Annotated in this window: 11 protein-coding genes; 7 read left to right on the forward strand and 4 right to left on the reverse strand. The window is 43.6% G+C overall.

Annotation, left to right across the window (positions count from 1 at the left end; translation table 11 throughout):
* Positions 1-790: 790 nt before the first annotated feature.
* Both GF309_13275 and GF309_13280 read right to left on the reverse strand, forming a co-directional pair.
* Positions 791-1,618, reverse strand: coding sequence for a phosphotransferase (locus GF309_13275; GenBank protein MBD3159747.1), 828 nt, complete (start codon positions 1,616-1,618; stop codon positions 791-793).
* Positions 1,615-2,058 carry a hypothetical protein gene (locus GF309_13280; protein MBD3159748.1) on the reverse strand — a complete coding sequence of 148 codons (444 nt, stop codon included), beginning with the start codon at positions 2,056-2,058 and terminating at the stop codon, positions 1,615-1,617. Before GF309_13280 ends, GF309_13275 begins: the two co-directional genes overlap by 4 nt.
* 315 nt (positions 2,059-2,373) lie before the next feature.
* Here GF309_13280 and GF309_13285 point away from each other — a divergent pair, with 315 nt between their 5' ends.
* The 5 genes from GF309_13285 (at position 2,374) to GF309_13305 (ending at position 11,132) form a co-directional block, all read left to right on the forward strand.
* On the forward strand, positions 2,374-3,042 hold the full coding sequence (locus tag GF309_13285; GenBank protein ID MBD3159749.1) for an MBL fold metallo-hydrolase: 669 nt from the start codon (positions 2,374-2,376) through the stop codon (positions 3,040-3,042).
* 163 nt (positions 3,043-3,205) lie between these two features.
* Positions 3,206-5,011: a hypothetical protein gene (locus tag GF309_13290; protein MBD3159750.1), complete on the forward strand. Its 1,806-nt coding sequence runs from the start codon at positions 3,206-3,208 to the stop codon at positions 5,009-5,011.
* A 3-nt stretch (positions 5,012-5,014) separates the two neighbouring features.
* Positions 5,015-5,464: a hypothetical protein gene (locus GF309_13295; protein ID MBD3159751.1), complete on the forward strand. Its 450-nt coding sequence runs from the start codon at positions 5,015-5,017 to the stop codon at positions 5,462-5,464.
* Between the two features lie 37 nt (positions 5,465-5,501).
* Positions 5,502-9,206: a hypothetical protein gene (locus GF309_13300; protein MBD3159752.1), complete on the forward strand. Its 3,705-nt coding sequence runs from the start codon at positions 5,502-5,504 to the stop codon at positions 9,204-9,206.
* 39 nt (positions 9,207-9,245) lie between these two features.
* A complete protein-coding gene (locus tag GF309_13305) occupies positions 9,246-11,132 on the forward strand; it encodes a hypothetical protein (protein ID MBD3159753.1) in 1,887 nt (628 codons plus the stop codon).
* A gap of 38 nt (positions 11,133-11,170) precedes the next feature.
* Here the strand turns inward: GF309_13305 and GF309_13310 are convergent, their stop codons facing one another.
* Positions 11,171-11,623 (reverse strand): ArsR family transcriptional regulator, encoded by a 453-nt coding sequence (locus tag GF309_13310; GenBank protein MBD3159754.1) that lies wholly within the window; start codon positions 11,621-11,623, stop codon positions 11,171-11,173.
* A gap of 194 nt (positions 11,624-11,817) precedes the next feature.
* Between GF309_13310 and GF309_13315 the strand changes: the two genes are divergently transcribed.
* Positions 11,818-14,079 (forward strand): DUF3160 domain-containing protein, encoded by a 2,262-nt coding sequence (locus tag GF309_13315; GenBank protein MBD3159755.1) that lies wholly within the window; start codon positions 11,818-11,820, stop codon positions 14,077-14,079.
* 106 nt (positions 14,080-14,185) lie between these two features.
* Here the strand turns inward: GF309_13315 and GF309_13320 are convergent, their stop codons facing one another.
* The gene (locus tag GF309_13320; protein ID MBD3159756.1) at positions 14,186-15,064 is read right to left on the reverse strand and encodes a hypothetical protein; all 879 of its coding nucleotides are present in this window, start codon (positions 15,062-15,064) and stop codon (positions 14,186-14,188) included.
* 314 nt (positions 15,065-15,378) lie between these two features.
* Between GF309_13320 and GF309_13325 the strand changes: the two genes are divergently transcribed.
* The coding region (locus GF309_13325) for an AAA family ATPase (GenBank protein MBD3159757.1) at positions 15,379-15,861 on the forward strand (483 nt) is incomplete at its 3' end.

A 15,861-nucleotide genomic window follows, 5' to 3' on the forward strand; every position in this document is an offset into this window, starting at 1 on the left:
ATGAGGTCGTTGTTACTGCAAATATCACTAATGCAGATTTCGTTGAATTCCATTGGTCCTACAATAATTGGACCTCAGAGACGGAATTCAATATGACAAAATCAAATGGACTCTATACTGCTACCATTCCAGCTCATAATTACAGCCAGGAAATATGGTACTATCTCGTTCCAGTCAATGCATCAGCATTGGGATGTCCTACAAGAAGTGGGTACTACCAAGTAGGTGATGATATTGGCCCGCTAATTCATTCGTATACGCACAATGCTACAGGCACAGTCTATGACTACCAGTCAATTCAAGTGGTTGCCAACGTGACGGAACCTTTCAATGCTTCAGGTATCCAGACAGTTGTTATCGAGTATTCAGTCGATAATTGGACAACCACCAGCTATGTATCAACAACGTTCGCAGGCGGACTATACAGCGGTGTAGTGCCGCAGCATCCTGCTGGTGTCGAAGTGAAGGTTAGAGTTGGAGCCGAAGATGTTGCGGGAAATATTGCATACTCTACAGAATTCTCGTACACCGTTGAAGGTCAGACCACTTCGACTACCACGACGACAACATCCACAGGTACCACGGATACAACTACCACAACTGATACCACTCCAACAACGACCACACCCGCTGTGACAACGGGAATCATCGACTATCTTATTCAGAACTGGCAGGTTGTGGCAGCTGTTGGGATAGCAGTTTTAATCATTCTGGTGATTTGCATTAAGCGACGATGATAGAATTAGCTGAGAACTCTTAGTACCTCTGCATGTCAAGCGAGGTGATGGTTTCATTCGAGAATCCTGTCAATCCGTTGGAGTATGGTTGCGTGTTCCTCCGGGATATTCTCTGATAGCCTGCTAGCAATGATTGGCAGTTCCCATTTGTCGATTTCCTCTTGAGAGCATCCCGCAGAACGAGAGTATTCCTTTACGTATCTTTTAGTTACAAACCTCCTGAGCAATTGGATGAATCCCCGTTTCAAGAACGATGATTCGCCTGTTGGGGCACTATATCTCAGAATATGTCTGGTTCTGGCGGCATCCGCGCAGGCAGATCCGCGTACAGCGTTCATCCAATCAATCACGAATAACCCGCGAGAAGAACAAATGATGTTTTCAAAGTGGTAGTCGAAATGGCAGAGACTTTGGCCGCTGGGTAATCTATCAAGATACTCAAGAATGGCTGTCTTTCTATTAGAATCCAGTACATCTGCTGACTTGATGTTGTTCCTTATGTATTCTTTTTGAGTGCGTAGTTCTGGTGCCTTGACTTCGTGAATCTTTGCATGCAGTTGTGCAAATTCGGTTGTGAGACTGAGCGTTTTGGAAGGTTTGCTGAATATCATCTCAGATAGATTCGGGCCAGGAACAAATTCGTAAAGCAATCCGGTTCGTTCTCCATGCGTGAATTTCTCGTAGACAACAGGGACATTGGAAATGCTTTGTTGAGCAATACTATTAGCTTTGAACTCGTAGTTAATCAGAGATTCCGGAAAGCCTTCCCGGAACAACTTGACGACGTGCTCATTATCACAGCGATAGACCTCAGCGGTGCGTCCTTTACCAATAAGCTGTCCGAGTTCCATGATGACGAAACTCCACTGATTGTATTTCATAGTTGCTCTATCTGAATGACACCCTCTGCCTGCATTACTGTGTATCTGTATTTCTGTGGATCAACCTCGAGTGTCTTGACATCATCAACATTGATGATGAATATGCTATGTATCTCAGCTGTAGCGAGTTCTTCATACAGAATCGGAGATGAGCTGTACTGTGAATCACAAAGTCCTTTCAGAAACTTCAGCTCTAATTCATCTCTTTGCCCTACGGGCTGCAACATGGGACCGGGAATCTGCAGAACATGATAATGCGGAGTAGCTAAGCTGAAGCGATGACTGAAGCCAGCATAACGAGCAATCTTTGCAGCAATCCTCGTCATCCGATAGATACCTGGATTGAGGGCGGCGTTTGGCGGAACGAATCCCGTTTCAACCTCCAATGCCAGGGTTTCTTCGTCTTCATGTATGGTGTGATAGGAGACTTCCTGGCTCATTTTCTCTATTCTCCTTCCTCTGAATATGATTTACCTCAACCAGTAGGTGAATATCAGAAATGTCCCCATTGTGGAGCCAAATACCATTATGCAGAGGACCAAATATCCCAGACCGGGGTTGTTGTTTGTCAAAATTGCCAAAGAGAATTTGAAATTTGATTATCCTGTGAGAAGTGATGGTTGCAATGTAAACAGCGTGGATAATCGCTATTCGATTATGTACTGATGAAGTATCGAACAGGGATTCGGGAATTAGTATTTCTGTATTAGGAAAAGCATATAGACGCCTGATTTGCTTCCCCGTTGGTGATTCAAATGACGATATCCATTCAACTATTAGCACATGCAAGTGTCCAAATCAAATCTGAATCTCAGAACATCTATATCGACCCAACTACGAAAGGCACTGGTCTCAAGAAGAAAGACTTCGCCCCTGCAGACTTGATATTAGTCACGCATGGACACCAGGACCATTTCGATAAGGCCCTCATCAAGAAGATTCGAAAGATGGGTTCACCAGTTATTGCCCCCGAAATCCTGAAGGACGAGCTCAAAGGGGGTATCGTCTGGGGTATGAGCCCTGGTGAGCGAATGGAAATCAGCAATGGTGTTGTCGTCTGGGCCGTTCCTGCGTATAACGTAAAACGGTTCCGCGAGTCGGGGGAACCGTTTCATCCACGTGAAATAGGCCTAGGTTACGTCATCAAAGTGGACGAGAAGAGGATCTATCATGCGGGTGACACAGATTTGATTCCCGAGATGGAAGAGCTTCCCAAACTGGATGTGGCTCTGCTACCGAGTGGAGGCACCTATACGATGGACATGGATGAGGCTGCTGAGGCTGCAATTCTAATCCAACCGAAAGTAGCTGTTCCGATGCATCTTCGAGGAGCTGATCCACAGGCATTCAAGAAGGAAGTTGAGACCAAATCCCCAAGCAAGGTTGTCATACTCGCAGAAGGGAAGCAATTGGAACTAGACTGATATTTGATTTTGGGAGCTTCTGAATAGCCCACTTTGGACTGCATTTAACCACACATCTTGAACTGGAAAATTTGGAACACGTGTAACAAACTTTGCCTTGGGTAATGTGGATGAGCCGGTCTAAAGTCTAGACTAATATTGCTGGTACCTGATATGTTGTCACATGAAATCCTTTGAAGGGAACCATCGAGAGGCTTTTGAAAGAACGATTCTGGGAACGGTGGTTAGCGGCGTCATTCTGGGCTTGATGATTGGATTCGTCTTCATGCTGTTTGTACCACGAAATCCGATGGATACTGTGGTTATGGAACACGGATCTGAATATAGGGGGAATACTAGCCATACTGTGGAGTATTACTCCGATTCAGGAGCTATGTCCACAAATATTCTAGAAATCACGGAGTTCATAGATAATGGTGAAGTCGAGCTCAAGGGAAGGGGTGAGTATATTAAAATTGATGATATTGAAGGTACTACGACTATTTCAGGGTTTGGTCTAAAGTTGGCAATTGAGACCTATCTATCTGTTCTGGTCTATGAATATGAAGAAGTGGTCTTCACATTAGATATATCGGTGACTAGTGGCACTCCCGATGTCCGTTTAACTGCAGATTCTTCACTAGATTCGGGAATATGGTTTTTCGAGGAATACACCCTTGATAAAGGAGACCACGTATTGGCACTGGAAATGGAAATGGATGGAATACGTTCAGATGCAGATTCTTTGATATGGGATACGAAATTGGGAGTGGGAATCAAGCTGGAGGATCCAGGTGAGGTTGAAATCAGAAGACTAGCTTGTGAAGTTTCATCCAATCGGACTCTATACCCTCTGACTATAGAATTCAACGATCAGAAAGGCTATGACATCTACGACAATGCTTTCTCAGATAATCTAGGATACTATCCTTTTGTGAATATCAGCGGGGATTCTCTAATACATCCACCTGAGAAGGAATCCGCCTGTTTGAAGGGAGCTTTCAACAATGGGATTATTTATCTGCCCGAGGGTCAGTATTCTTTCGAATACGGATGGGGGCCAATATCTGACCCGAGTATGGTAGGTGTATTGTCTGCTCAGCTTCAGGATAATCAGGGAGCTCGTATACTTGTTGGTTATGAAACAGCTAGACTGAGGATTGACGCACCGAAAAGCGTTCCAATTGATTTATCCATCTTAGATCCACAGATTTCGCTAGAAGATGGTTCCTGGTTTGGCATTATGTCTGAGGATACTTCATTCATCTATTTTCCTCCCAACAAATCCGCAGAGATTTACGTCAAGCTATCGAATACAATGGATATGTACGCCCAGTCAGTTGAACTACAGTTCAATGACACACAAGACATTATTCTCCATGTGAATTTTCCCATCCTGCAAAACTTGCTATTTGGCTTAGATGTATCTTATTTCTTGGTTATAGTAGTAGTAGTGGGTACCACCCTTGCATTAGTGGTCAACTTGCACAAGCTGATTGATTCTCAACCACTGACAACCATCCTTAACAATAGCGAATTCTATGCGCTTATACTTCTAATCTTGAGCATCTTCTTGCCATGGTCATATCACCGAGAAATGATACTCCGCGGAGGAAATGTTATAGTTGAGTATTTCGCATTTAACCTTCCAACAGGTCTAGTTGTGGAAAATAGAAACAATCAGCCTTTATTTATCAGACCAGAAGAAGGCCTGAATTCCCAGCTTACCCTTTGGGTTTTGCTGTTATGCATTCTTGTCATTGCAGTACGAGTTCTCAAACCATCTTCGATAAGCAGCATGGTTAAACAATTAGCTCCCTACATAGCTGCCGCCATAATTGGATTATGGTACTTCTTCATCCCTGTGGTTTCTTATGACGAACTTTCAATAGGACCCTTGCTACCTCTAATGGCATTGGCAATAATGGCAATCAGCTTATTTGGTGGTTCGAAAATAACACAAAACCAGCACGAAGCAAGAGATGAATAGCCAATGTTCGTGCCAGATGAAGAATCGGATATCCACACCATCCTAGAGCTTGGAGCGACAACTTGGCGCGTCCTAGTCTGGATGCTAGCCAGCGGGGAGCCGGTGGGTGCAAGAGAGTTATCTCGTGCCTTAAACCTGAGTAGCCATTCTGTAGGGCTCTATCATCTCAACAAGCTGATTGATTATGAAATCGTTGAGAAGAACAACTACGGTGACTATGTTGTTCGAGATGATGCCGACCTGGGATTCTTAGATAACTTCATGTTTATCGGATTTCGAGTTATTCCAAGGGTTCTTCTTTTTGCCGTAATGATAACCACTCTCCTTTTTATCTACCTTGTTTTTGTGGGTCCTGATTTGGGAATCCATAGCGTGTTTGCAGCAACTCTCGGTGTTCTTTCGGCCATCTTTCTGTGGAGTGAAGTCTACAGGATATGGTCTGGCATCAGATGAATGTTCAATCTGACATTTTCGGCCACTTTTTCAAATAATGATTGTTAAAAAGACTACTCGAAAAGTTAATTACCTAATAGGCCTAATATTGGAGATGTTGGAGAGAGCAGCCTTCTTTTTTCTGGTTGAATCAAGCTCTCTGATTACAATGAAAGAGGAGAGAAAAATGCATTTTGCTCGTTCTGCCAGTCGAGTATTATCAGGTACTGTAATGGTTCTGATTTTTGTTGGAATACTAGGTGCCGGGATTATAGGCCCAGATTATGCTTTTACCGAGGACGATGTGGTTGGGCCAAGAGTGGAGAAACCTGTTGATCAATGGAGAATTACCTATACCTTGCATGATCCCATCCATATCAACGGTGATAGTGATTTTGATACTCAAGCAAAAACCAATGGCTGGGCTGGTGATGGTTTGTCTGAGTCCACACCGTACATCATAGAGGGCTATGAGATTCATAGTGCGGATGATGGCACAGATTGGTGTCCAGCAATCTCAATAATCGCGACTACGCGATATTTTGTTGTTCGGGATTGCTTATTGGTTGGGAGACTTGGGGTAGCTGATGGTGTTTACCTAGACAACGCACAAAATGGCATCGTAAAAAGCAATGAGATACATGATTGTCAGCATGGTGTGTTTGTTAATGGCAGCGCCAACATTGACCTCATGGACAATACAATCTATGACTGCAGCGAAAGCGGTGTCAGAGCTAAAAGCGTATTGAACGGAGTAGATGTCTGGAACAACAGTATCTATGATATTGGTTACAATGCTATCTGGCTTGGCGTAGATGTGCGCTATTCGGTCATATTCAACAACACAATTTGTGGAACAAATACGAACGGGGTATTTCTTGATGGAAGAGAAGCATCTAGCTGTACTGAAAATCATATTGACCAGAATAGAATCTCTGGCTGTATGGATGGCATTCTTCTTGGAGCCCCAACTTCCCTTGGACTAGTGACTTTCAATGTTATTGAAAATAACACAATAACCTCCTGTAGTGAGAGTGGTATTTCTGTTATGGGTGAATCTACTACACATAATGATTTCATTTGGAATGTCATAGAGAATAACACTGGACACGGCTTCTATCTTTCCTATTCCACATCCAGTGGAGATTACTTCAACAATACCATTCGCCTCAATCTATTGCATGGAGTCTATTGTAACGCTACGGGTTCATTCAACAGATTTGAAGATAATATGATAGCCAACAACCTAAAGGGAATCTATCTGAGAGATTCGAATTACATTGACATATACGACAACGATGTGATCAAAAACGACCTCGATGGCATCGTAAGTGAGGGTCAGACCTCAGAAATTGAGATAATCAGCAATACTATCAGCAATAATCATGGACACGGAATTTTCGCATCAGGTGGCTCTTCTTGGCAGATTGATTGGAATATTATTTCTGGACACACCCTTCACGGAATTTCTCTGTCAGACTGTGATGGTATTGTGATTCATAACAGCGATATAGGCAATAATGTACGCGGTTTGTCTATCGACAATTGCACCTTGATTGATCTCTCAGATAACAACATAGAACGGAATGAATATGGTATCTTCATATTTGGTGATTCCAATGAAGTGGATTTCAATTTGGGCATAATACGCGATTCCACCAAAACTGGATTTCGCATTGAGGATTCATCATTTGTAACATTACACGATAGCGGCATCCTAAACAGCACTGAAAACGGAGTGGAACTTAATTCCAGCCACGATATTACATTCAACAATGTCACAGTTGGCCTGAGTGGTATGGACGGCATACTGTCGAATCATTGTGAAAATTGTACTTTCCAACTCCTCAGTAATTGGAACCATCCTAATGCTGGTCTACGAATTTCAGATTCCAGCTCTAATCTTGTGAACAATTCCTATTTCTATGAAAATGATGTTTTTGGCGTATGTATAGAGAATTCATCAGTATTGAATAATGTTACCCACAGCTATTTCTGGAGCAATCCCGTCGGCATTTCTGCTATTCATGGTGCAAACGAAACCGTGATTCTCAACAACTCAATTCATCACAACAGGGATTACGGGATTCAGTTGAATGAAAGCAGTAATGAATCTACAATAAAATGGAATGCATTCATCAATAACGGTCCAGGTGATAGATCACAGGGTTACGATAACGGTAGTGCCAATTTGATAGAGTACAATTATTGGAACGACTGGACAACTCCAGATGAAGATTCTGATGGGATTGTCGACCTTCCATATGCCATTGATGGTATGACTGAGAATGAGGACCCATATCCTCTAACTGAGCCTGGTACAGGTGTGGAATTCCACTATCTCACTCCTACAGAAGTAATGTATCCAAACGGCGGTGAGTTAGTATATGGCAATATTACCATTACTTGGATTCCAGCAATAGATACCTTGGATCACGAAGTTACCTACACGCTTTACTATTCTAACAACACTGGAACCGACTGGTATGAAATTGCGGCGGACTTAACTGAATCGAGCTGGGAATGGAATTCAACAACTGCTGGAGAAGGGACAAATTATCTCGTTCTTGTTGTTGCCAATTGCACAGAGGGACTAACGGTCAATGACACATCAAATGAACCATTCGAGATACGCGAGCATACACTAAGCAGTCCTATAGTGACATATCCCAATGGAGGCGAAGTTCTTCACGAAACAGTGGCTATCACCTGGAGTATGTCGGAGGATTCCTATGGCCATGATGTAAGCTATTCCGTAAACTACTCGTCAGACAGTGGATCGAGCTGGAACGAGATAGTTAGTGGCCTCGACACCACGAGCTACGATTGGGACATTTCATCAATGCAGGGCTTGTCTACCTACAGAATCATGGTTATCGCAAATGGCAGTTGTGGCCTTTCAGTTGAAGATGTATCCGACAGCGATTTCGAAATCAAAGAGCACTACATGGAGGCTCCAAGACTCCTCTATCCGAATGGATTTGAGAACATCAATAAGACGGCTCTTATCCACTGGGATTCAGCTTCTGATTCTTGGGAACACGATATCACATACACGCTTTCGTGGTCACTAAGCGGGGGTCCCTGGACAACAATCGTAGAGGATATATCCGAAACAGAGTATCTCTGGGACACCTCTGATCTTGATAGGAGCAACGGTTATCGTATACGCGTTGAAGCAGAGTGCAGTGAAGGTCTGATATCATCCGATACAAGCGATGATTTCTTCGAGCTCAATCAACACTACATCTCAATTCCTGAGATACTGAACCCAGCTGGTGGCTCAAAAGTTTCAGGAGAGTTAACCGTTGAGTGGATTGAGTGTGTGGATTCCTGGGGATGCGAGGTTCTATATGACCTCAATTACAGCAGCGATGGAGGATCCACATGGCACGAAATCGCTGTTGATGTGGGTGAAACCCAGTATCTATGGGATACCAGTTCACTCACACCTGGTTCAGACTACATGATTAGACTACGTGCCCATTGCGAATTAGGAGTGGAAACCTATGCTGAATCCGAAGCATTCACTATTGAGGAACCGGCAACAACCACGACTACCCCTACATCCACAACAACAACCACAACAGAGACGACAACCACAACTACAACAGGAACTGATACAACTACTACTGGTGTTTCCCCGCCTGCCCCAATGAACTTGCTATGGGTCGGGATAATCGCAGTGATTGGAGTAGTGGGTATCCTCATAGTTGTCTTTCTATTACGTCAACGGGGCATAATAGGAGGAGCATCCGGATAATCCGCGAGAAGCAATCCGTTCTAGAGAATAAGGAGAAGAATGGAGAACATGCCAATTGGAATCAGACACCATTTTCACAAGACGATAATCCTAATTGTTCTCCTCTCTCTTTCGGTTGCTGATTGTTCGCAATGCATGACGACAGGAAGTATGTTATCTCAGCAGAGTATGGTTGATACTTTCGTATCATCTGCTTCTTACCAAGAGCATGATCCTATATCGATTCAGGGAAATGCAGAGTTTGCTAGTCTGGCTTCTAGCGAATCATGGCCGGGGAACGGTTCAGAATCCAATCCTTATTGCATACATGGACTAAACATAACCGAAGAACCTGGGGCGGGATACCCATTCCGTATCAGAGATACAACAGTCTTCTTCATTCTGAATGGTAGCTTACTTTTCGGTGGAATAGCTGCTATACGGTTGTCTAACGTAACAAATGCGAGAATTAATGGAAGCTTGGTTAAAGATTCATCACAACATGGAATAATGATTGACTATTGCCATAGCATTTCTCTAAACAAGAACGTTATCAAATCCTCTCGGGGTCGTGGCATCTATCTCTACAGGGCAGAGGACATGTTAATCGAGAATTGTGATATTCATTCATGCAAGGACCGTGGAATCCTAATCGATTATACTGAGACTAGCATTGTCCGGAATTGTTCAATTCATGAGAATTCAAGAGACGGAATGCATCTGAGAGATTCTAATTCCAACATCATCCAAGAGAATTCCATTTTTGAGAATGGACATATGGGAATAACCCTGGGGAATGCTGATGAGTGTAACATCAGCGGTAATTCGATATTCAATAATTCGGTTTCTGGCATGGATATAGGGGATTCTTTTGGGCCCAATATTATTGATAATGTATTGCATAATCACATAGGTGCTGGTTTGCACATATCAGGCGGTTCGGATAACGCTACTGTAAACAATAACACATTCTACAGGAACACAGCATTTGCGCTAAGAACCCATACAAATAATGGTTTGTTTTCGATGAATAACTTCATTGAGAACGCAAATGCATCTCCCGTAAATGATAGGGCCCAGGCCTCTGATGTAGGGGTGAATAACCATTTCGTGTCAAATTTTTGGGATGAATGGGTCTTTCCTGATGAAAACTCCGATGGCATCGTTGACAATTCATATGACATGTACGAGAACATGGATCCTTCGCCAAAAGTGAAAGCATATCATACCAACCGTATCCACATTCTCACTAAGCCGTGGCTAGTAAATCCCAACTATACAATGGAGGGATACTTCTTTTACGGAGAATTGAATATCTCATGGACGCCTGCAAGCGATACATTCGACCATGAAATCACCTATTCCCTTCATTATCTGAACAACAAGACCTCAGAGTGGAACAATATAGCTACAGGTCTAGCGAATACATCTTATCTTTGGAATGCAGTAGCAGTACAGCAGAACGTAAGTTACAGAATCAGAGTTGAATCCCATTGCGAGAATAATCTGGAAAAGACATCACCGGAAGGTCCATTTTTGCATATCATTGAGCATACGCTTTCACCTCCAACTGTTCTCCATCCTAATGGAGGTGAAATCATCTCAAACGAATTCGAAATGCGGTGGAAGGAGGCTCGGGATTCTTGGAATTACTCTGTCACCTACAATGTCTGGATTTCATCTGATGAGGGCGATACTTGGTTTCAGATTGCTGAAGGTCTTGAAAAAACAGCATATGTCATTTCAGAAAGCCATTTCGTGGAAGCGAATACGAATCTCGTTAAGGTGGTTGCTTACAGTGAGGAGAATCTGAAATCGGAAGATGTCTGTGATGGTCCATTCAGAGTGAGAGGGATCAACACGATGGTCTACACCGTTTTGGGATCAATGGGGCTTCTAGGTATCGCTGCTGCATTGATTATTCTGCTGTTCAGGCGATTCCGGTAGTCATAGCCGGTTTACCAGAAATAGAAGCTTGAAAGCGACTAGATTATTTTCAGTTTCCACAGCCTATAGGTTTCAAACCATCCAAAGGCCGCTCCCAGTAGGCCAACTCCAATTGCGATGTATCTATCGAAAACAGAAATCGGTGCAAAAAGAGCTATGAGAGAATAGGCGAATGTATAGGCCGTGAAGAAAAATGCAACAAATGCATAGCGAGGCAAAAGCACTCCCCGGTAGGATATGAATTCTTTCAGTACACCGACCTTGATAATTCGACAGAGCGCGTAGGAACCTGCATTTTTCTCAACAAGGTCCATATCCACAAGCTTTGACAGGTGGTGACTGGCCACAGAGGGACTGGACATATTGAGCTGGCGTTGTACTTCGCGAACCCCTACTTCTTCACCTTTCTGCAGCATATACCAATATACGCGCAGGGTATTACCTCTCAAATCTGACTCAATTTCCCTGCGCTTTGCATCCACCACTTTCATCCACACTCGTTTAGAGAATATTTTATCCTTTAATTCTGTTTTGACTTTTCTAGGCCGTCCTTTATGATGGCCTCGCGTTTGATCTGTTCTAATTTCTGTACATATGAAAATGAATCTTTACACTAGTGTTCAGAATTTACAGCGGGCTGTTCTAAAACGTGGTATTAAGTATGTTTTAGCACTGTCATATTACCATGCCACTTCAATCTCTGCAAACCATTGCAAAAGAAACGAAGCACAAAATCGCCGCTGCAGCCATTCTGGCCTCACTGATGGGCGTCGCTGTCGTGGGAGGACTAGGTTTGCTGACGGGAATGCCGTGGCTTCCTTCAGACTACACCCCTGCCAGAGAAACAGGAACGCCATACTACACAATCAATTCGACAGTAGCTACTCATTTTGCAAATTACACTCCGCTAGAATCGGATTTTGAAGTCAATGCTCCCAAATATTCTCTTTCGCCAGGATTATCTAATGTGATTAATCTGGCGGACTTCTCAATGCTGACGCCTGAGCAGCGAGAGATGATTCAGGAAAATGGATTTGTTGTCGTTCCCCAGAAAGAGTACAAACAGATACACGACATTCTGGAGAAGAACGATCTTATGGACATACCCAACTTCGTCACAAGCGATGCGGTTCTACATGCATTCCATGTGCTCTATGATCTGGCACTTCGTGAGGTGGAAGTGTACTCCTTCTGGGACTTGATTGGCAATCTTACCGATCAGCTGGCTAAAACCTCCTATGATCAGTACTCATCTCTTCCAGAAGGCAGATGGAAAGAAGCCGCGTTGCGAAATACAGCTTTCTTCTATGTAGCTCTCTCTCTTCTAGACAATGAAACAGCAGTTCCATCACTCATCCAGGACGACGTACAGCAGGTGCTAAGCCTTATTGAGGCACACGAAGGTTTCAGTGAAGCTTGGTTCATGAACTATGAAGAGGACTTCTCACAGTATGTGGCGCGGGGACACTACACAAGAAGTGAGACTTTGAAGAGGTATTTCAAAGCAATGATGTGGTACGGTAGGATTCCATTCAGGCTACAGCCAAACGAACCTGAACGAGATCCAATAAATGAGAAAGGGCGCAATGAAACAGCCCAAGGTATTCTAATTTCTCTTGCCCTTGAAAAATATGTGGACGGTCTTACGCCGCAGGTAGATGGTTACACTGTTTGGGATGCTGTCTATGAGCCAACGGCTTTCTTTGTAGGTTCAGCAGATGATCTTACTCCCCGAGAATACCGTAGTCTAATTGACGAAGTTTACGGTGTTTCTGTTAATCTTTCTACTATTGATAATGACACACACCTTGATGAGTTCATTGAACAAGGACATGACCTGAGGAATCCTTCGATTCTATCTGGTTATCTCTTGGACACTGAAAACATGAATCAAACGAAAGGAATGCGTTTCATGGGTCAAAGATTCATTCCAGATAGCTATATTCTTGGCCAACTTGTATATGATCATGTCGGTACATTTCTTAAGCCGAGGTTCATGCCAAAGGGGCTTGATGTCATGGCAGCGCTGGGATCACAGAGGGCCTGGGAGCTTCTAGAGGATGAAAAGGATTACCAGAACTATGAAAGCCAGATGAACAAAATGAAGAACATGGTGGGGAATATTACACAAGAAGAGTGGACTAAGAACCTCTACTACTTGTGGCTTTATTCTCTGCTTCCGCTTCTTCGCGAACATGGTAGCAACTACCCGCTTTTCATGCAGAATCAGGCATGGGTAGATAAACAACTCAATACTGCTTTGGGATCATGGACAGAACTGCGTCATGATACTATACTCTATGCGAAGCAGTCCTATACTGTCACACGATCGTCGATGCCAGTGGAAGAAGTAAACGGGTATGTGGAGCCGGTCCCAGATATTTATGGCAGGCTTGCTTCTCTGTGTCGAATGATGATGGATGGTCTTTCAGACCGCGCTCTTCTAACTGAGACTATCCATGGAAAACTTGAGCAACTGCACCAGTACCTATTAGACTTACATCAAATCTCGATTAAGGAACTAGCGAATGAGCCGCTTAATTCCACAGAGTTCGATATCATAGACTCAAGCCATGATATTCTCTCAGGTATAGTGTCGATGCCAAAGAATGAGTCGTATGTATCGGATACTGATGAGTCTATGGCGGTCATAGCGGATGTTCATACAGATCCAAATACAGAGAGAGTTTTGGAAGAAGCAGTCGGTAGACCAATGTTCATCTACGTGGCAGTACCGGTTGATGGCCGGGTGGTTTTGACTCGTGGTGGGACTTTCTCATACTACGAATTTGAACAACCGATGAATAATCGATTGACCGATGAAGCTTGGCAACAGATGCTTCAGAATGATCAGGAGCCTGATATGCCTTCATGGACTTCAAGTTTTGTGATTAGCAGTTCTGTTGAGGGATGTCTTGTGCTTTACAATTCAGGTAAAAGAGAGTAGTACTATGACTTGCTCTCTGTAGGTCTGTGTAACCGGTCCAAAGAAGAAGGAGTTGGGTCAGCGGTTGCTTTTGCGAATTGCTGACCCAATAGAGAGACCAAGTTTGCTATTCCCAATCTAAATCGTCGATTGAGTCTCTTTGGTTTCTCAGATAGAGATAGCCTATGCCGGCAAACAGTATCATGGACGCAAGGAATACCGCCAAGTTCTGATATCCGCTGAATGGTGCAGCAAAGAACCAGAACCACACAAAGAGGACCGCCATCCACGCAAATAGGATACCAATCGGAATGTATGGGTTCCCCATGCCTTTCGATGTACCTATGTCTGCTCGAAATATACCTGTTTCTACCACAAGTACGATTAAGAGCGAAAGGAGCCCGAGGGCGAAATTCTGCTCCCAGACATATACTCCAGCTTCGAACCAGAGCCAGTATATGCTCAGAATAATCCAGACTAAGAAAACCGCAGATCCAGCAGTCGTTCTTCTCTTCATATTGCCAACCCCTGGGGCTGCGCTGACCCATGAACTGCTGTTTACCAACATCAAGAGAAGTGTGGATCCTAGAAGGACAGCTATGTTTCGATAGAGGCTGAATTCTTCCATGAAGAATGGGAGCCACAGGATAATGAAAGCGAGCCAAAGTACTCCACTCATTATTGATACGTTAATTCGCCAACCTGTTCCCTGTGGTCCAGCATCACTAGGAGACCAAATGGCTCCCATAATGCCACCGACTAGAATGAAGGATGAAACCGCTATGGCGATGTTTTCGAATATTCCGAAGTTACCCGCAAAGAAGAATAGCCATATGATAACAAAGGCAGCCCACGCTATGAAACCACCAAAGGTGGCGTTACTTTTGTGACGCATGCTCCTACCCCCTCTGCTTGACCTTTTCTGCTTCACCTCAACTACATCTTCAGGTCCTTTCAAAACTTCCTCCTCTTCAGAGGAATAATCATCGTTGGAATTATCTGACAATTGATCAACTCCTAATAATTTGTGCCTTTTTGAACATTTAACTATATAAACAGGGCATATGATGTCTATCTTGCCCGAGTCATGAAGGCATATGCAATAGCATCCGTAGAGTGGGTCCGTAGGTTCCTTTTTTGTAGCGCGATTTGTTTGTTGTTAGTGCGTGTCATTTTCTTTCACATGATATACGAATCAGATTCAGTATATAATAGAAAGTCACTATATGGGGTCACAATCGGTAGTCACAATTTGTGACTATCCTCTCAATCCCGGTGCCTGTCAACGTATCATGTCATTCAAGGTTCAATACATTCAAAATGACCCGGAGACAAACACCTCTTATGAAAATAGCAGTAACTGGAAAAGGCGGTTGTGGCAAAACGACCATAGCTGGAACTCTTGCCCGACTGATAGGTCAGGACGGTGTCAATCTGCTAGCAGTAGATGCAGATCCCAATTACAACTTATGGATGACGTTGGGACTAGCTAAAGAAAAAGCAGAAACGATTGTTCCACTTCTTGAGCAAGAGGAGCTAGTAAAAGAACGGACAACAACGGAGTGGGTAAAAGCTCTTGGAGGTTTCTTCAGAAAAAACCCTCGAGTAGCAGATCTGGCGGAAAAATTTGCTGTTTTATGTCCTGATAACGTGCGGCTACTCGTTGCAGGCACCGTCAATATGGGTGGTTCGGGTTGCATGTGCCCTTCCGCAGCATTGCTCAAGGCTCTCATTAGGCATCTTTCAGTCCGGAGTGATGAAGCCTTTTTGATGGATATGGATGCAGGAATAGAACATTTGGGC

The sequence above is a fragment of the Candidatus Lokiarchaeota archaeon genome, assembly GCA_014730275.1.
Taxonomy (GTDB): Archaea; Asgardarchaeota; Thorarchaeia; order Thorarchaeales; family Thorarchaeaceae; genus WJIL01.